At 61.2% G+C, this 18,923-nt stretch carries 12 protein-coding genes; 7 read left to right on the forward strand and 5 right to left on the reverse strand.

Translation table 11 applies throughout. The features are described from left to right. Positions 1–73 precede the first annotated feature (73 nt). The gene (locus DXY35_RS04945; protein ID WP_244272917.1) at positions 74–646 is read right to left on the reverse strand and encodes a L,D-transpeptidase; all 573 of its coding nucleotides are present in this window, start codon (positions 644–646) and stop codon (positions 74–76) included. Positions 647–783: 137 nt separating this feature from the next. Here DXY35_RS04945 and purT point away from each other — a divergent pair, with 137 nt between their 5' ends. Next, positions 784–1,962 carry a formate-dependent phosphoribosylglycinamide formyltransferase gene (purT, locus tag DXY35_RS04950; RefSeq protein ID WP_115081374.1) on the forward strand — a complete coding sequence of 393 codons (1,179 nt, stop codon included), beginning with the start codon at positions 784–786 and terminating at the stop codon, positions 1,960–1,962. Here purT and DXY35_RS04955 read toward each other — a convergent pair. The 4 genes from DXY35_RS04955 to recN all read right to left on the reverse strand — a co-directional run bounded on the left by DXY35_RS04955 (position 1,948) and on the right by recN (position 10,465). Then, positions 1,948–4,071 (reverse strand): HAD family hydrolase, encoded by a 2,124-nt coding sequence (locus DXY35_RS04955; RefSeq protein ID WP_115081375.1) that lies wholly within the window; start codon positions 4,069–4,071, stop codon positions 1,948–1,950. The two genes, purT and DXY35_RS04955, sit on opposite strands and share 15 nt — an antisense overlap. Positions 4,072–4,277: 206 nt before the next feature. Then, the gene (locus DXY35_RS04960) at positions 4,278–5,774 is read right to left on the reverse strand and encodes an alpha/beta fold hydrolase (protein ID WP_115081376.1); all 1,497 of its coding nucleotides are present in this window, start codon (positions 5,772–5,774) and stop codon (positions 4,278–4,280) included. Next, positions 5,774–8,737: an excinuclease ABC subunit UvrA gene (uvrA, locus tag DXY35_RS04965; RefSeq protein WP_115081377.1), complete on the reverse strand. Its 2,964-nt coding sequence runs from the start codon at positions 8,735–8,737 to the stop codon at positions 5,774–5,776. Before uvrA ends, DXY35_RS04960 begins: the two co-directional genes overlap by 1 nt. A 45-nt stretch (positions 8,738–8,782) precedes the next feature. Next, positions 8,783–10,465 carry a DNA repair protein RecN gene (gene recN / locus DXY35_RS04970; RefSeq protein ID WP_115081378.1) on the reverse strand — a complete coding sequence of 561 codons (1,683 nt, stop codon included), beginning with the start codon at positions 10,463–10,465 and terminating at the stop codon, positions 8,783–8,785. Positions 10,466–10,542: 77 nt separating this feature from the next. Here recN and DXY35_RS04975 point away from each other — a divergent pair, with 77 nt between their 5' ends. From DXY35_RS04975 to purL, 6 genes are all read left to right on the forward strand, one after another. After that, positions 10,543–12,402, forward strand: coding sequence for an AarF/ABC1/UbiB kinase family protein (locus DXY35_RS04975; protein WP_115081379.1), 1,860 nt, complete (start codon positions 10,543–10,545; stop codon positions 12,400–12,402). Between the two features lie 24 nt (positions 12,403–12,426). Next, entirely contained in the window at positions 12,427–13,008 is a 582-nt protein-coding gene (locus tag DXY35_RS04980; protein ID WP_115081380.1) for an alpha/beta hydrolase, read from the forward strand. A 101-nt stretch (positions 13,009–13,109) separates the two neighbouring features. Further along, a complete protein-coding gene (gene thrC, locus DXY35_RS04985) occupies positions 13,110–14,168 on the forward strand; it encodes a threonine synthase (protein WP_115081609.1) in 1,059 nt (352 codons plus the stop codon). A gap of 435 nt (positions 14,169–14,603) precedes the next feature. Beyond that, positions 14,604–15,761, forward strand: coding sequence for a DNA polymerase III subunit beta (dnaN, locus tag DXY35_RS04990; RefSeq protein ID WP_115081381.1), 1,158 nt, complete (start codon positions 14,604–14,606; stop codon positions 15,759–15,761). A 1-nt stretch (position 15,762) separates the two neighbouring features. Further along, positions 15,763–16,518: an RNA methyltransferase gene (locus DXY35_RS04995; protein ID WP_115081382.1), complete on the forward strand. Its 756-nt coding sequence runs from the start codon at positions 15,763–15,765 to the stop codon at positions 16,516–16,518. A gap of 40 nt (positions 16,519–16,558) precedes the next feature. Next, positions 16,559–18,865 (forward strand): phosphoribosylformylglycinamidine synthase subunit PurL, encoded by a 2,307-nt coding sequence (gene purL / locus DXY35_RS05000; protein ID WP_115081383.1) that lies wholly within the window; start codon positions 16,559–16,561, stop codon positions 18,863–18,865. Positions 18,866–18,923 lie beyond the last annotated feature (58 nt).

Consider the following 18,923-nt stretch of genomic DNA (forward strand, 5'->3'; position numbering starts at 1 on the left):
CCTGGGTCCACCCAGGGCTTTTTTCATGCCCTCCTTTTTTGTGCCTCGGTCTATCACGACACAACCATCACCATCAGGGCAGGACCACCACAGGAGTCCCCACATCCACAAGGTCAAACACCCTGCGGATGTGTTCGTCATACAGGCGAACGCATCCATGCGACACGGCCCGTCCGACAGTCCAACGGTGGGGCGTGCCATGCAGGCCGACGTGGGAGCAGCCGCGGACCTGCACCACCTTCTCGCCATCCCAACCACCAGGATTGGAGCAGTCCTGATAAAAAGCAATCCAGCGCGATCCCAGGGGGTTGCGGCCTCCAGGGGGTACAAGAGCACCGGTACCGGGATGCCGCCAGACGGGATCCACCGCTTTGAACAGCACCCGATGCTCGCCGAGAGGCGTTTCCCAGCCTTGGGTGCCGACAGCAGCAGGCACGCGCAAACGAAGCTGCCCCTGCTCCAGCAGAATCAGCTGACGACTGGAACGATGCAGCACCAGCTGTTTGTTGGAACGGCTACGAACAGCAGGGGGCAGCAAGGCCAGTGCTTCCGCATCACTGAGCCACGGGGCAACCGGTGGAATCGGATCCGCAGGCCTGGCCTGAACAGGCTCAAGCTGGAGACAGGCTCCAGCAAGAACCGCCAACAACGTCGCCCGAAACACTGGACTCAATCAAGAACGCATCCTTGACCTAGCGGGAGAACGGGCTGTGCACACCAGGCTGCGGAAAGTCTCAGGACTTGCGTTGATTGATGATGCAGGCATGCCATTCAAGGATCACCATGCCGTCGTTTCCACGCACCGTGATGCTGCTGGGCAGCGGGGAGCTGGGCAAGGAGGTGGCCATTGCTGCCCAACGGCTTGGCTGCCGGGTGATCGCCTGTGATCGCTATGCCGCTGCCCCGGCCATGCAGGTGGCTGACGTGGCCGAAGTGCTGCCGATGACCGATGCCGATGCCTTACTGGAGGTGGTCAGGCGCCACCGACCCGACGTGGTGATCCCGGAGATCGAGGCACTCGCCGTGCATGCCCTGGCGGAACTCGAACAAGAGGGGATCACCGTGATTCCCACGGCCCGCGCGACGGCCGTCACGATGAACCGAGACCGCATCCGCGACCTGGCGGCCGGCGAACTCGGTCTCCGCACCGCCCGGTTCGCCTATGCCTCCAGTGCTGCAGAACTAACAGCAGTGGCGGAACCACTGGGCTGGCCCGTCGTGGTGAAACCGGTGATGAGTTCCTCCGGCAAAGGCCAGAGCGTAGTGACCTGTGCAGACGATCTGCCCAAGGCCTGGGAGGCCGCCATGGCCGGTGCACGGGGTACCTCAACCCAGGTGATCGTGGAGGAATTTCTCCATTTCGATCTGGAGATCACCCTGCTCACCATCCGTCAGCGCAATGGCGAAACCCTGTTCTGTGCGCCGATCGGCCACGAACAGGAGGGAGGGGACTATCAATGCAGCTGGCAGCCCGCTCAACTCACCGACCAACAACTGCGTCAGGCCCAGGCCATGGCCAAAACCGTCACCGACAACCTGGGCGGTGCCGGTCTCTTCGGGGTGGAATTTTTCCTCTGTGGCGATGAGGTGATTTTTTCTGAACTGTCGCCCCGGCCGCACGACACAGGCCTGGTGACCCTGATCAGCCAGAACCTGAGCGAGTTCGAACTGCATCTGCGTGCTGTTCTCGGTCTGCCGATCCCCACCATCACGGCAGCTGATGCCGCCGCCAGCCGCGTGATCCTGGCCCAAACGAACATGGACTCCGTGGCTTTTGAAGGGGTCGAACAAGCGCTCACGGAAGCTGACACCCAAGTGCTGCTGTTCGGCAAGCCCACAGCCCGCCCCGGTCGACGCATGGGTGTGGCCCTGGCAAGGGGAGGAGATCGGAAGGAAGCACAGGCCAAGGCCGACAGGGCAGCCGCCTGTGTGAGTGTGATCCCAGGATCAACGGCTGCCTGAAAACCGGTAGTGGCTTAAGCCATCCAGCACGGCTCCAACACTGGGGCGTTTCGACACATACACCCGCTGCTGGGTCCGTTGGCCCAGCAGACAGGGATCGTGATCCGCAGGAACCACCGTGGCGGGCAAACCATCCAGCAACTCTCCATCCCCCTGCTGACTGGCCACCACCAGAACCTGCTGCAGGGGGAGCTGCCAAGACTGGGCCAGAAAACGGATGGCCTCGCTGCGAGACGCGCGCTGAGGCAGAACATCCAAGAACCAATGGCAACGGAGCTGGGGTTCCGCTTGCAGACCATGGCGGCGCAGGCACTGACGGGCCAAACCAATCAGGCCGCGGTTGGAAGCACGCAACAGGTAGCTGACCTTGAAGGGACTCTGATGATCCGGGTCCTGAAGCTGAAGGTGTTCCTGGAGTTGACCCATCGCTGCGAGCACAGCCTCGCGATCCCAGGCTTGGCTGATGCGCTTCGCCCACACGGGATCTTCCACGCGATCCGAGCTGTGGTGAATCTCGGTTCCAGCCCGGCAGATCCAGACCTTGGGGTCGGGAAGATGCAACTCCTGGTAGCGCTGACGCGCCTGATCCAGCGACCGCCCCGTGAGAATCACCAAGCCTGTCGACGCAGCGAAGGGTTCGGCCTGAAGCCGATCGCGCAGATGCGCCAGGGAGCGTTCCTCCGGCAGCTCCAAGCAGCTATCGAGATCCAGCGCCAACAGCCTGGAGACGGGGCTGGGCCGCCGCACCACCGACATCCCACGCACAGGTGACACGCGAACTTTCTGCTGCATCAGGGCGAGGTACTGACACACATGGGCATCCCAGCTGAAGTGCCGACTGATGGCCTCAACCCCGTTGTCACTCCAACGGTGCCAACGGGAGCGATCACTGCCGGCCAATTCCAGGGCCTCCTGAAGTGCCCCGGGATCGGTGACGTCCGCCAGAAGACCGTTGTCGCAACGGTGTTGAATGTCCCGTGGACCGCCATCGTCGGTGGCCACCATCGGCAAACCACAGGCCGCGGCCTCCAGAAGGGTGAGTCCGAAGGGTTCGGTCAACGCCGGGTTCGCAAACAGCCCCCCACGACGCGCCGCCCAGCGATAAAGGGCAGGAATCTGGGCACGACTGTGTTGTTTGGGATAAGCCACCTGGCCATAGAGATCAAAGCGATCCACCAGATCGAACACCTGCTGGAGCACATCGCGCTGCTGCTTCTCGAGCTCACGCGGGTCATCCCGACAGCCCAGCACAAGCACCAGGTTGTGACGCTGCCGCAGCACCGGCGACTGACCAAAGGCTTCCACCAGAGCGGGAATGTTCTTGCGCCGCACCGCACGGGAAATCGCCAGCAGAGGCGGACGATCCGGCTCCCTGAGGAAAGGCTGCAACAGACTTTGCAACGCGGAGCATTCCTGCGATGAACCGTGGGGATGGAACCGAGAAGCATCAACGCCAGGGGGCACCACCGCCGCCTGATCCGCCTGAAAGTGGCCGTAGCGGCAGTACTGCTGATCCGCCTCTTGACGGGTGCTGGTGATCACCAGATCCGCCTGGGCCAAGGCCCGCTCTTCGGCGTCAATGCGCCGGCTAATGGCATAGGTCTGCTCAAGTTGAGAGCGATCCAAGCCACCGGCCAGAAGACGACGCTGTTTCTCCCGGCCAAGGGAATGACCCGTAAAAACAAGCGGAATGCCCAACCGCTGACTGACGAGAGCACCCACCAGACCGGCATCGGCGTAATGGGCATGAATCCAATCGACCCTCTGACCGGGCTGGCTCAGATGTTCCACCAGCTGATCAGCCAGCTCCTCAAGATGGGGCCAAAGCAACTCCTTGCGTAGATACCGCTTGGGACCGAAGGGAAAGCGCAGGATGCGGGCCCCTGGAGCAATGGCTTCAACCCTTTGGCTGTAATCAAGATCGACCCGACGATCCTGAATCAGCCGGGTGACCACATCAACCTGCTCAACCTCCGCCCGCTGCGCCAGGCTGCGCACGAGCTCCAGCACATACAACGTCTGACCACCGGTATCAGCATCCCGCCCCAGTTCGAGCTCATGGGAACGGAACAGACCGTGAAGGTGCAGATGCAACAACCGGATCCCCATTCGCTCCTCTCACAAACAACAACGGGACGCAGATTCGGTGCCGTTGTTTTTTCTTTAGAGGCGGAAGAAGGAGTAAAAAATGAAAAAAACCTTAGAAGACCAACCAATCAAACCGAATACAAAAGCCGAGTCACCCTGTCTTGCAAAGGATCTGGGCCCAAGTGATAACAGTCATGCCCTCGGCTTGATGTAACAAGCCAGCAACGTCAGAGGCGGTCGCTTACGTCGATAAGGCTGCCCTGCTCGTCACCCCAACCACCGCCAGAGAAGGTAACGGCGCCATCCACCTCGAGCTGCTCGTTGATCCAACCAAGGATGACCGGCCCAACCTGTGCCGGGGACGGCTCATCGCGAAAACTGCGAAGGCTGAAGTGGTCTGCCCCCTGCACCAACACCAAGCGGTGACCCAAGCGCGCGGCCTTGCTCTCACGCATCGGAGCGATCGCTTCCGGGCCCGAAGGCACCACCCAATCGCGGGTACCGCTGATCAACAACAACTTGGCTGGAAGGCTCTCCAGGCGACTGCCATCGAACAACAGACGCAAGGGAGGGCTGACGGCCACAACAGCCTTGACCCTTCGGTCAGCAACAGCGGCTTGGTTCACCCCCGAGAGCCAACTGCATTGGAGCACCCAGCTGATGTTGCGCTCCGGATCCTTGAGGTCGTTGCAACGGGATTTGAGTTGTCGATCAGTGGGGAGACCACCGGCCAACTGAAGCGTGGTGGTGGCACCCCAAGAGTGACCCACCACCGCAACGGCATCGGTGTTCAACCTGGCCCCAGACAGAAGACGCCCTGCACTGATGGCATCCAACACAGCGGACACATCCAGGGGCCGAAGCCGCAACTCTTCAGGCCCAGGCGGCGGCGCATCACCGGCGAGCATCGCCTTCTGCTGATTGAAATCACTGCCGGGGTGGTCTGGCAGCAGCACGGTGTAGCCATGGGCAGCCAGCACCTCAGCCCAACCTTCAAAGGATTCCGGATCGTCCCAGAGCCCGTGGGAGATCACGACCAAACGTCCGTTGGCTGGCGCTGCAGGCTGAAGCATCAGAACCCGCAAGGGTTTGGGCCGATGGGGCACGGACACCTGAACAACCTCACGGGACCAACTGGAGCGCAGTGGCTCCCGTAGAGCGGACGTCACAGATGCGACCTCAACGGAACGGGCCAAGGCAACCCCCTCCTCAAGATTGGTTTTAAGCCGGTTGGCCACCTCAGCGAGGCGGGATAAATCGATCGACGCCTGCTCTCCCGGCAACTCCCTCAAAAAGCCAAGAATGTTGGGTTGCCCCCGGCGTTCAGCGCGAATCAGGGCTTCGGTCAGCACCCGCCCGCTGTCGTCCAGCTCAACCCCCTCGAGATCCACCACCTGCGTTGCCGCATGGAGGGCCTGCTCCAGCAGCGGCTGACCGGTCGATCCCGCAAGCAATGCCTTGGTCTCCAGGGGCAGCGGCGTAAGGAACACCTGGCGCAGCAGCGGCAACAACTTGCCACCACTGGCCTGTTCCAGATCCTGCAGATCCGGACTGGCCTGAATCAATTGTTCAACCGACTCACCGTCGGCGAAGTTGATCGCAATCTCCGTCTCCAGAAACGGCAGACGCAACACGAACCGCTCCAAAGCTGAAGCGGGAGTCCCACCGAGGGCCAGTGACATGCCAAACGCCAGAGCCGCCAGGTGGGTGCGAAGTCGGGCCATCAGGCCGCGAGGGAAACGGGAAGTTCTGGTGGATGCTGCTCCAAAACTCGAGCCAGGTAGCGGCCGGTGTGACTGGTGGGGTGCTGGGCAACCTCTTCTGGAGTGCCGGTGACCAGGATCTCGCCACCCTTGTCACCACCCTCAGGGCCGAGATCAATAATCCAGTCACTGCAACGGATCACATCAAGATTGTGCTCGATGCAGATGATCGAGTTGCCCTTGTCCACCAACCGCTGCATCACATCCATCAGCTTGTGCACGTCGTAGAAGCTGAGGCCGGTGGTGGGCTCATCAATCAGATAAAGGGTCTTGCCAGTAGCCCGCCGTGACAGCTCCGTCGCCAGCTTCACCCGCTGGGCCTCACCCCCCGAAAGGGTTGGCGCCGGCTGGCCGAGCTTCACGTAGCCCAGGCCCACATCCACCAAAGTGCGCAAGCGATCAGCCGCCTGAGGGATGGCATCAAACACCTCAGCGGCCTGCTCCACCGTCATCTGCAGCACATCCGCGATGGTGTAGCCCTTGTATTTCACCTGCAGGGTTTCGCGGTTGAAGCGGGCGCCTTTGCAGACGTCGCACTGGACGTACACATCCGGCAGGAAGTTCATCTCAATCACGTTCACGCCCTGGCCACGGCAAGCCTCACAGCGGCCACCCTTCACGTTGAAGCTGAATTGCCCCACCTGGTAACCGCGGGCCTTGGCCTCAACCGTGGCGGCAAACACCTGACGGATCGGATCAAAGGCACCCGTGTAGGTGGCTGGATTGGAGCGGGGCGTGCGTCCAATCGGGCTCTGGTCGATCACGATCACCTTGTCGATCGACTTCAACCCCCGCAACTCCCCCAGACCCTGCGGAAAGGGCACCTTCAGACCCAAGCCGTTCTCCAGAGCGGGATGCAGAAGCTCATTCACCAGGGTGCTCTTGCCGCTGCCGCTCACACCGGTCACGGACACCAACCGGCCCAAGGGGAACTCAACCGAAACGTTCTTGAGGTTGTTGCGGTTGCAATCGATCAACTTGAGTGAGCGCGAACCGCTCTCGCGGCGTTCGGCGGGCGTTGGAATCGAGCGACGGCCACTCAGGTAAGCGCCGGTGAGGGATTCGCTGCTGGCCACCAGGTCATCGAAACTTCCCTCCGCAACGATGTGGCCCCCATGGACGCCAGCACCAGGGCCGATGTCCACCACGTGATCGGCAGCACGGATGGTGTCTTCATCGTGTTCCACCACCACCAGAGTGTTTCCGAGATCCCGGAGCCGCACCAAGGTGTTCAGGAGACGGTCGTTGTCCCGCTGATGCAAACCAATGCTCGGCTCATCCAGCACGTACAGCACCCCGGTGAGACCAGCACCGATCTGGGTCGCCAGGCGGATGCGCTGAGCTTCACCACCGGAGAGCGTCATCGCCGGTCGGTCCAGGCTCAGATAGTCGAGACCAACATCAAGCAGGAATTTCAAACGAAGGCGGATTTCCCTGAGCACCAGATCACCGATCTGGATCTGACGGGCATTCAGCAAAGGCTCTGAACCCTCATGAGCCCCCACACCCATCAGTTTTTCGATCCGTTCCAGGGTCTGACCGACGCTGACGGCCGTGAGTTCTGGAATCCGATACGGCCCCACCTTCACCGCCAGGGCCTCGGGACGAAGCCGCTGACCGGCACAGCTGGCACAGGGCACCAACTCCAGATATTTCTCCAGCTTCTGGCGCTGGGACTCGCCACTGGCATCACGGAGCTGCCGCTCGAGGATCGGAAGAATGCCTTCGAAGGGTCGGGTGTATCCGCCTTTGCCTTTGCGGTAACGGCTGTCGGCCTGGATCAGAATCGGTTCGCGGCTCCCATTAAGCAGCACATCCCGCTGCTCATCCGTGAGCTCATTCCATGGGGTCTTGATCTCGAAGCCGAAGGCCTCACCCACCGAATACAGCAACGAGAAGTAGTAGCTGTTGTCCTTCTCGGCCCAGGGAGCGACTGCGGAATACACCGGCTGCGTTGGGTCCGGAATCACCCGGTCCACGGTGAATTTGCGCAGATGGCCAATGCCATGGCAGGCCTCACAGGCGCCGTAAGGGCTGTTGAACGAAAACAGCCGCGGCGACAGCTCCTCCATCACAGCGCCATGAACAGGGCAGGCGAAGTTCTCGGAGTAGAGACGCTCCCGTTCAACGCCGTCGGGAAGCTCCTCCCCTTTCTTGGGAACCACCTCCACCAACGCCAGACCATCGCCGCGTTTGAGGGCCGTGCGCAATGAATCGGTCAGCCGTTCCTGGATCCCCTCACGGGCCACAAGACGATCGACCACCACCTCAATGTTGTGGGTGTGGTTCTTATCGAGCTCGATGTTGTCGGCCAGCTCGCGCACCTCACCGTTGATGCGCACCCGGGCGAAACCTTCGGCCGCCAAACCACTGATCAACTTGGTGTGGGTGCCCTTTTTGCCGCGCACCACCGGCGCCAACAGCTGATAGCGGGTCCCCTCCGGTAGCAGAAGGATCTGATCGACCATTTCGTCGATGCTCTGCGGCTTGATCGAACGGCCACACTTGGGGCAGTGGGGCTCTCCGGCGCGGCCGAACAGCAGACGGAGATAGTCCTGAATCTCCGTGACCGTGCCCACCGTGGAGCGCGGGTTGTGACTGGTGGATTTCTGATCAATCGAAATCGCCGGAGACAGGCCCTCGATGGCATCGACATCGGGCTTGTCCACCTGCCCCAGAAACTGGCGGGCATAGGCCGACAGACTTTCGACGTAGCGGCGCTGTCCCTCGGCAAAGATCGTGTCGAAGGCAAGTGAACTCTTGCCGCTGCCACTCACTCCGGTGAAGACCACCAGCTTGTTGCGGGGGATGGTGACGTCGACGTTCTTGAGGTTGTGCTGCCGCGCACCCCTCACTCGAATCACATCGTCCTGAGTCGCCAGCGGGCCAGCTGAGTCAGCGATCTTGGCAGCAGCTCGCGCCATCAGGACCCGTTGGAAAGCTCAAGAGCTTAGGAAGAACTCAAGCCTTCAAGCTGTTCGCTGGTCCAGCAGGCTCGCTGCATATGCATCGGCTTGATCGCCACCAGCGAGGTCTGCCAGCTCCTGGCGGCGTTCCTGAGTGTCCCGCAGTCGGGACACTCGCGAATGGGTAATGCCGTCTTCCACATGCTTGCTCACTCGGAAATGGTGATCGGCCACTGCCGCCACGAGCGGTTGGTGGGTGACGCAGAACACCTGACGCTGACGGGCCAAAGTCTGAAGCAAATCGGCCATAGCTCCACTGACGCGTCCACTGACGCCAGCATCGATTTCATCGAACAGCAGCGTGCTGGAGCCATCCACCGCGACAAGGGTGGTCTTGAGCGCGAGCAGAAAACGGGACATCTCACCGCCGGACGCCACCTCCGTTAGCGGTGCCATCGGTTGGCCGGGATTGGCGGAGAACAGGAATTGAACAGCGTCCGCCCCATGCTCAGCCGGATCACAGGGGGTGAGATCCACCTTGAAACGTACGTTAGCCAGACCCATAGGTGGCAACAGCTTCAGCAACGAGGCCTCTAAGGCCTCCGCCGCCTTAAACCGCTCGCGACGCAGGGCCGCATTGGCCTGATCACGCGTCTGGCGACGGACGGTTTCGGCCTGTTGCAGGCGGGCGAGATCCGCCGCGAAGCCTTCCGATCCCAAACGATGAAGCAGCTCGTCGCGCCGCTGAATCAAACCGGCCAGATCAAGGCCGTAACGGCGTTGCAAGCGTTTTAAAACCGACAGACGGTCCTGAATCCGCTCCAGCTGGTCTGGATCGCTCTCCAGCGCCAGACCGTATTGATCGAGGGAGCGCAACAAACCGTCCACACCAGCCTCGAGATCCAGCGCCTGATCCCGCAGGAACTCAAGCGAACCATCCAGCTGCGCCATGGCCTGCAACTCCTGGATGCACGCCGCGAAATGATCCTGCAGGGAAGGCGCCTGATCCACACCGTCGCGGAGACGTCCAAACAGCAAGGCCAAACCCTCCAGCAGCCTCACGCCATGAACGAGGCGGTCTTGATCCTGTTCCAGCCGCTGCTGCTCGTCGGGGTCGTCGAGATCGGCAGCTTGCAGCTGCTCCAACTGCTCTTCCTGTTCAGCCTGCTCCTGTTCGGAGCGCTGCTGCTCCTGCTCAAGTGCCGTCAGGGCATCTGCAGCCTGGCGCCATTTGGTCCAGGCATCAGCCACCTGAACTTTGAGCTCAGCCAATGCAGATCCACCGAGACGATCAAGCCAGAGCCGTTGCTGCCCCGCCCGCGACAACAACTGGGTCTGTCCCTGAACCGTGAGATCAATCAATAACGGCCTGAGCTCAAGCAACTGCTGACGGTTCACCGTGCTGCCATTCAGCCGACAGCGACTGGAGTAACGATCACCCTCCTGCCGTTTCCATTCGCGGCTGATCAAAAGCTCCTCTTCGGGATCAAAATCCGCCGCGATCAACCACTGCTCGAGGGCTGGGTTGAGTTGAAACGCAGCCTCGATCCTGGAGCGATCCGAACCCGTCCTCAGCAGACGAACGCCGCTGGAACCCTGCGCTCCACCCAGTACCGCATCGAGGGCATCAAGAAGGATCGATTTACCGGCACCGGTCTCACCGGTGAGCACCGTGAAACCCGAGCTGAACTCCAGTTCAAGACTCTCAATCAGAGCGATGTTCTGCAGCAGCAGACCGGTGAGCACGTCCAGCCCTGTGATGATGCCGACCGTAGCGGCAGCTTGGTTCGTTTAGAAGGGGTGTCGGACATCCCGATGAATTGATGGCGCAGGAGCTCGGGGATTTCATCGAAGCCGCGGGGTTGCTCGAGTACGACCCCGCCGCCATCACACGTATCTATGCCGGCCATCCCCAACGGCTGATCCGCCGGCTCTGGCAAACCCTCGTACCCATCGGCCTGTTGCTGCTGGGCGTCGCCTTCGACTGGATCTTCCAGTTGCTGAAGGATGAGGAACGGGCCCGGGCTCGAGCTCGCGAATGCGCTGAGCTTCTCGTGGATCTTGGTCCCGCCTTCATCAAGGCCGGCCAGGCCCTCTCCACCCGACCGGACATCGTCCCCCCGCTGCTGCTGGAGGAACTGGCCCAGCTCCAGGACCAACTGCCCGGCTTCGACAGCGGCCTGGCCATGGCCTGCATCGAAGAGGACCTGGGCGCACCGGTGGATAACATTTTCGAGCAGCTGGACCGGGAACCGATCTCAGCCGCCTCCTTGGGTCAAGTGCACAAGGGAACCCTCAAGGGTGGCGCAAGGGTGGCGGTGAAGGTGCAGCGCCCGGGGCTACGCGAACAGATCACCCTGGATCTGTACATCGTGCGCAACATCGCCGCCTGGTTGAACAGCAACATCGGATTGATCCGCAGCGACCTCGTCGCCCTGATCGATGAACTGGGGCGACGGGTGTTCGAGGAGATGGATTACCTCAACGAGGCCTCGAACGCTGAGACCTTCGCTGAGCTGCATCAACACAACCCTCGCATCGCTGTTCCGACGATCTATCGCAACGCCACCAGCCGCCGGGTGCTGACGATGGAGTGGATCGACGGCGTCAAGCTCACCAACCTTGATGCGGTTCGCGATCTCGGTGTGGACCCGGACGACATGGTGGAAGTGGGCGTGAACTGCAGCCTTCAACAGTTGCTGGAGCATGGCTTCTTCCATGCCGACCCCCACCCCGGCAATCTCCTGGCTCTGGAGGACGGTCGCCTCTGTTATCTCGACTTCGGGATGATGAGCGAAGTCAGCCGCGAGTCACGCACCGGCTTGATTCAGGCGGTGGTTCATCTGGTGAACCGAAACTTCGGGAAGCTCTCCAAAGATTTCGTCACCCTGGGATTCCTAGCGGAAGACGTGAACCTGGAACCTATTGTTCCCGCCTTTGAGAAGGTCTTCAGCCAGGCCCTGGAGGCCGGCGTCAACCGCATGGATTTCAAAGCGGTCACCGACGACATGTCCGGTGTGATGTACAAATTCCCCTTCCGGGTGCCGCCTTACTACGCCCTGATCATTCGGTCGCTGGTCACCCTGGAGGGCATCGCCCTGAGTGTGGATCCGAACTTCAAGATCCTTGGTGCTGCCTACCCCTACTTCGCCAGGCGGCTGATGGAGGATCCCGATCCCCAGCTGCGTCAAAGCCTCAAGGAGATGCTGTTCGACGGAGACGCCTTCCGTTGGACCCGTCTGGAAAATCTGGTCTCCAGCGCTGCAAGCCAGGCCCAGCTGGATCTGGAGGCCTTGCTCGATCAACTGCTCGACTTCCTGTTCTCACCCAAGGCAGGATTGCTTCGAGATCAACTGGTGACCGCCACAGTTGATCGGCTGGATGCTCTGGGTTGGTCAACGATGCAACGCCTGGGTCGACGCCTCCCCAAACGACTGCAACCATCCGCCCTTGGCCAGACACCTCCTGGGCTCTCCGATCCACTGATGCAATTGGAGCCGGTGCGGGAATTAATCCAGGTGTTGCAATCATTGCCGGGATTCACACCCGACCTTCTCCTGCGTCGCATGCCGAGGGTGCTCAATGAACCAGACACCCGGCGCATGGGGTTCAAGGTGGCTCAGGGGCTGGCCGAACGGGGAGTTGTCCGCCTGGTGCGGGTCGCCGCTGGAGTTCCGGCCTAACTTCCGGCCAACACCTTCAGCGTGATGCTCCCCAAGCCCCTCACCCGTTCCTCTCTGCTGGGCATGGCAGCGGGAGTTGGAATCGCTTGGAGCAGTGCCATGCAACCCCTGCAGGCCGCGACGGACGTAGCACTGGTGAGTGGTGCCTTTCGCCGCTCTATTCCCGTCAAAGAAATTGAACACCTGGCCGAAACCGGTGAAGCCATCGGCTTGCTGGGTGATCTGCTTGAACTGTCCAAGCAGGACCCTCAGAAGGTTTCGCAGATGCTCAATCAGAGCCTCGAGCTTCCCCTGGTGCTCACAAGCCGCCTGATCAACACACGGATCGGTGAGGCCATCCTGCGTCGTGTCGCACGCATCATTTATCCGATCTACACACCGGAAGTTGAGGTGAGTGTTCCAGCGATCCGTGCCGGAGTGATCAGTGGATTACAGAGCGAAGATGGCCTGACGGCAGTGAGCTTTTTGAAGGGCTACCCCAATGCCGTCATGGCGGTGAATCTTCCCGCTCTGTTCGGGGTGATCGAAAAAGCGGAATCCATCGCCGGTCTTGTGCAGTTTTTCTCCGACTCTCCCTTGGACGGATTGAAGGAAGCGCAACCCTGACCAAGCCCTGATCGGACGCCGCCTAGATTCCGGAAATCCCCCCATCCCAGCCGGTGTCCCTGTTTCAGAACCTCCGTCGGCGTTTCACTGCCACCCCTGTGATGCAGGACTGGCCTGGACTGATCGAGGCCTATCGCAGCTGGCTTCCGGTCAGCGATGCGACCCCGGTGATCAGCCTGCGTGAGGGCGCCACCCCTCTAATCCCCGTTCCGTCAGTTGCAGAACAGATCGGCAAGGGCGTGAAGGTGTTCGTGAAGTACGACGGCCTGAACCCCACAGGGTCCTTCAAGGACCGGGGCATGACCATGGCCATCAGCAAAGCCAAGGAAGCCGGTTGTGAAGCGGTGATTTGTGCCAGCACGGGCAACACCAGTGCTGCGGCTGCGGCCTATGCCAGGCGGGGTGGGATGCGTGCCTTCGTCTTGATCCCGGATGGATATGTCGCCCAGGGAAAACTGGCTCAGGCGTTGGTGTACGGCGCTGAGGTGTTGGCGATCCGCGGCAACTTCGACCGCGCCCTCGACATCGTTCGCGAAGCGGCAGAGAAGTATCCCGTCACCCTCGTGAACTCGGTGAATCCCTACCGGCTGCAGGGCCAGAAAACGGCGGCCTTCGAAATCGTGGATGCCCTCGGTGATGCACCCGACTGGCTGTGCATTCCCATGGGCAACGCCGGAAACATCACCGCCTATTGGATGGGTTTCCAGGAATATCAACAGGCCGGCAGGAGCCGCAGCCTGCCCCGAATGATGGGATTCCAGGCCAGCGGATCCGCCCCACTGGTGAACAACACCACGGTGACGGACCCCGAAACCATCGCCACCGCCATTCGCATTGGCAACCCGGTCAACCGAGCCAAGGCCCTGGCAGCTCGCGAAGCCAGCAATGGCGCGTTCCTGGATGTGACCGACGCGGAGATCCTTGCGGCCTACAAACTGCTTGGCGGCCAGGAGGGAATCTTCTGTGAACCCGCCAGCGCTGCCTCTGTGGCAGGCCTGCTCAAGCGTAAAGATGAAGTGCCAGCCGGCGCCACAGTGGTCTGCGTTCTGACCGGCAACGGCCTCAAGGATCCCGACTGCGCCATCAGCAATAACGACGCCGCCTTCCACACCGACCTCAATCCTGATCTGGGCACCGTCGCCAGCGTGATGGGCTTCTGACACCCCGTCTTGCATCAACGCACTTCTGCCCCCGTCAGGGGGCTTTTTTGTGGCCGTAAGACCAAACCAACCGACAAAGCGGCTGCGGAAGACGCCCGAAAACCATCCCAACACGCTGTGGAAAACAGCCAAGAACTATCCACCGGTTTGTCGCGCGAGTTTTCCACCCGCTGTGAAGAGGTGGAAAACGAAGCCTTGCTCCCCATCCTGTGAAAAATTCTCCTCAGCCCTGGCTCATCGAAAGCTGTGATGAGTACTGGGTTCTGAGCGTCTTTCCCTCTTTTCCCCAGGTCCTACGACGGCTGTTTTGTTTTTTATTTTTTAAATCCATAAGAACCAAACAGCCGAACAGAGGCTCCCGAAGCGTTGGCCATTGCACTTCCCCTCAGCCTGTGAAACCGTGGGACACCTCAGCGCGCTCAGGTCTTCAGGACGATGAAGGTGGTCTGTTCACAGTCCGAACTGAATAGCGCTCTGCAATTGGTGAGCCGTGCAGTTGCCACACGCCCCACGCACCCGGTTTTGGCCAATGTCTTGCTCACCGCCGATGTCGGCAGCAACCGCCTCAGCTTGACCGGTTTTGACCTGAGCCTGGGAATTCAGACGTCCCTCGCCGCCAGTGTGGAAACCAGCGGGGCCATCACACTGCCGGCCCGGCTTCTGGGAGAGATTGTGTCCCGGTTGTCCAGCGATTCTCCGGTCACCCTCGCCGTTGACGACTCCGGTGAGCAGGTTCAGCTCACCAGCCTCAGCGGCAGCTATCAGATGCGCGGCATGAGCGCTGACGACTATCCCGATCTTCCGATGGTGGAGAGCGGCATGACGCTCAAGCTGCAACCTGATCGGTTGGTGCAGGCGCTCAAAGGCACCCTGTTTGCCAGCAGTGCTGATGAAGCGAAGCAACTGCTCACCGGCGTGCATCTCAAGTTCAACCAGCGGGCTCTGGAAGCGGCTGCCACTGATGGTCACCGCCTTGCCGTACTCAATGTTGAGGATGCCCTGCAGGATGCGGCCGTGACCGATGCGGTGGACGACGAGGGGTTCGCCGTGACTCTTCCATCTCGCTCACTTCGGGAGGTGGAGCGGCTGATGGCGTCCTGGCGGTCCGATGAACCGGTCAGTTTGTTCTGTGATCGCGGCCAGGTGGTGTTTCTTGCGGCCGACCAAATGGTCACCAGCCGCACCTTGGAAGGCACCTATCCCAACTATGGCCAGCTGATCCCCGATGGTTTCACCCGCACCTTTGGAATGGACCGTCGCGCCCTGATCGCTGCTTTGGAGCGGATTGCTGTGCTCGCTGATCAACACAACAACGTTGTGAAATTCAGCAGTCAGCCCGAGGACGGTGTTGTTCAGATCAGTGCCGATGCGCAGGATGTGGGCAGTGGCTCTGAATCGCTTCCCTCCAACTTGGAGGGTGACGCCATGCAGATTGCCTTCAATGTTCGCTATCTGCTGGATGGCCTGAAAGCCATGGGCTCTGATCGGATTGTTCTGCACTGCAACGCGCCCACCACGCCGGCTGTGCTCCGTTCCGAGGAAGCGTCCGAAGCCTTCACCTATCTGGTGATGCCTGTTCAGATTCGTTCCTGATGTGTCGCTACCGGATCAGCTGCTCCTCAGTGATCTTCTGAGTCATACGGTTCGTTGTGATCTGGGTCTGGATCACGGGCCTGGGGTCATGGCCTGGATGCATCCGCCGGTGCATCGTCTTCTGGGTTGGGTCAGCCGTCCATCGGCCCTGCGCATGTCACGGGATGTCTGGCGTTTGAACCAGTGTTGTGGTTTGAGCGATCAACAGGTGTTTGTCCGTGGCGAGCCGGCGGTCACCGATCAGGTGACTCTGGAGCGCTTGCCCACGCTGATGGATGCAGCCTTGCTGGATCGTGACGGTGAGCGGATCGGCAGCGTTGTGGACCTTGATTTTCGACCTGCCGATGGCGCGATTCTTCACTACCTGATCGCCCGCAGCGACCCGCGGTTGCCGGGGAGTTCCCGATGGCGTTTGGCTCCCGATCGCATCCTTGATCAACAACCGGGTCAGATCCAAACCGGCCTGATGGGATTGGACGATCTGCCTATGGCCCGCGCCAGCGTTCGGCACGATCTGCTCCAACGCACCCAACACTGGCGGGACCAGTTGCGTTCCATGGGTGATCGGGCCAGTGATCGCCTCGAGGGTTGGTTGGACGACTCGCCAATCGATGAGCTGCGATCGGAAAGCGTGCGCTTCACATCCGACGACGAGGACGAACCAAGAGAGGTGTCTGGACCTGAAGTCTGGGACGACGAAAGCTGGGATGAGCCCCCCTCTCGCCGCCGCCGCGAGGACGAAGATCCCTGGGTCTGACGGGCGGTCGGCAACACTGGGGGGAGGTGCTCCGCGATTCGTGGTTTCCTCCCCTGCGTACGACATAGCTGCAGCCCTGAAGCAGGAAGGGCTCAAGCCCACTGACTGGGATGAGATCTGTCGGCGTCTCGGCCGCGAGCCGAATCGAGCCGAACTGGGCATGTTCGGGGTGATGTGGTCCGAACACTGCTGTTATCGCAATTCCCGGCCTCTGCTGAGTGGTTTCCCCACGGAGGGACCACGCATCCTTGTGGGACCCGGCGAAAACGCTGGTGTGGTGGATCTCGGTGGGGGCCATCGGTTGGCCTTCAAGATCGAAAGCCATAACCACCCCTCCGCCGTCGAACCCTTTCAGGGGGCGGCCACAGGGGTGGGCGGCATCCTGCGTGACATCTTCACGATGGGGGCCCGTCCGATCGCGCTGCTAAACGCTCTGCGCTTCGGCCCACTTGAGGATCCCGCCAACGTTGGCCTGATGGAAGGCGTTGTGGCCGGCATTGCCCATTACGGCAACTGCGTTGGTGTCCCGACGGTGGGTGGCGAGGTGGCTTTTGATCCCTCCTATTCCGGCAATCCGTTGGTGAATGCCATGGCCCTTGGCCTGATGGAGACCGAGGAGATCGTCAAATCCGGTGCGATCGGCGTTGGCAATCCTGTGGTGTACGTGGGCAGCACCACCGGTCGGGATGGCATGGGGGGAGCCAGCTTTGCCAGTGCTGAGCTCAGTGCCGATTCCCTCGATGATCGCCCCGCCGTGCAAGTGGGCGATCCGTTTTTGGAGAAAGGGCTGATCGAAGCCTGCCTTGAGGCCTTCGCCAGTGGTGATGTGGTGGCTGCTCAGGACATGGGCGCCGCTGGTCTCACCTGCAGCTGTTCGGAAATGGCTGCCAAAGGGGGCCTGGGGGTGGAACTGGATCTGGACCGTGTTCCGGCCCGTGAAACCGGGATGACGGCTTACGAGTTCCTGTTGTCGGAATCCCAGGAACGGATGTTGTTCGTGGTGAAGGCCGGCCGGGAGGACGCCTTGATGCAGCGCTTCCGTCGCTGGGGCCTGCAGGCGGCGGTTGTGGGCAAGGTGCTCCAGGAACCGATTGTGCGGGTGTTGCATCACGGTGCCGTCGCCGCTGAGGTGCCGGCCACGGCTCTTGCCGATGACACTCCAATCGAAAAACATGCCCTGTTGCAGGAGCCCCCGGCAGATCTTCAGGCGCTCTGGAGCTGGACCGAGCAGGAGCTTCCGGAGCTGAGTGATGCAGCGGCAGCCCTGCTTCAGCTTCTGGATGACCCCACCATTGCGAGCAAGCAGTGGGTTCACCGTCAGTACGACCAGCAGGTGCTGGCCAACACGGTGGTCTCGTCTGGAGCCGCTGATGCCGCCGTGGTGCGGTTGAGACCTCAGCAAGGCGATGGATCCATGGCCGCATCCAATCGTGGTGTTGCTGTCACGGTGGACTGCCCCAACCGTTGGGTTGCCCTGGATCCCGAACGCGGCGCTCAGGCGGCCGTTGCCGAAGCGGCACGCAACCTGAGTTGTGTGGGGGCGGAGCCCCTGGCGGTAACCGACAACCTCAATTTCCCGTCACCGGAAACACCCAAGGGCTTCTGGCAGCTGGCCATGGCCTGCCGCGGGATCTCCGATGCCTGCCGTGCCCTCAACACTCCCGTCACTGGAGGCAATGTCTCGCTCTACAACGAGACCAAACAGGACGACGGCATGATGCAACCGATCCACCCCACGCCGGTGATCGGGATGGTTGGTGGTGTGGATGACATCAGCCGTGTGACTGGCTTGGCCTGGCAACAGCCCGGCGATGCGATCTTCCTTATCGGTGTTCCGCCGGAGGATGGTGCCGATCCCAGCCTTGGTTTGGCCGGCAGTGCCTATCAGCAGCAGACCCTTGGCTCCTTGGCCGGACGACCGCCCAAGCCCGATCTTGCCCTCGAAGCAGCGGTGGGGCATTTGGTGCGTGAGGCCATTGTTCAAGGTTTGTTGGCCTCGGCCCACGATTGCAGTGATGGCGGCTTGGCCGTGGCGTTGGCCGAATCCTGCATCGCTTCTGGTCTGGGCATCAGCGTGACCTTGTCCACAGGCTCAGCGCGCCTGGAGCGGGTTCTGTTCGCCGAAGGTGGCAGCCGGGTGATTGTGTCGGTGAATGCAGCGTCCCTCCCTGCATGGGAGCAGTTGATCGGATCCAAGCCAGCGCTTTGCATCACCCAGCTGGGCAGCGTGACTGCGGAGCCTCGATTGGTGATCCGATCCGAGTCAGCCGTTCAGCTTGATCTTGAGGTGCAACGCTGTGCTGCTGTTTTCCGTGATGCGTTGCCCCGACGGATGCATTCGGAGTGATTGAGTCAGGCGTTGCCTGACGGTCGTTTCTCTTCCTTATCTCTCTGACTTCGGATTC

The sequence above is a fragment of the Synechococcus sp. N32 genome, from assembly GCF_900473895.1.
In the GTDB taxonomy this organism is placed as follows: domain Bacteria; phylum Cyanobacteriota; class Cyanobacteriia; order PCC-6307; family Cyanobiaceae; genus Parasynechococcus.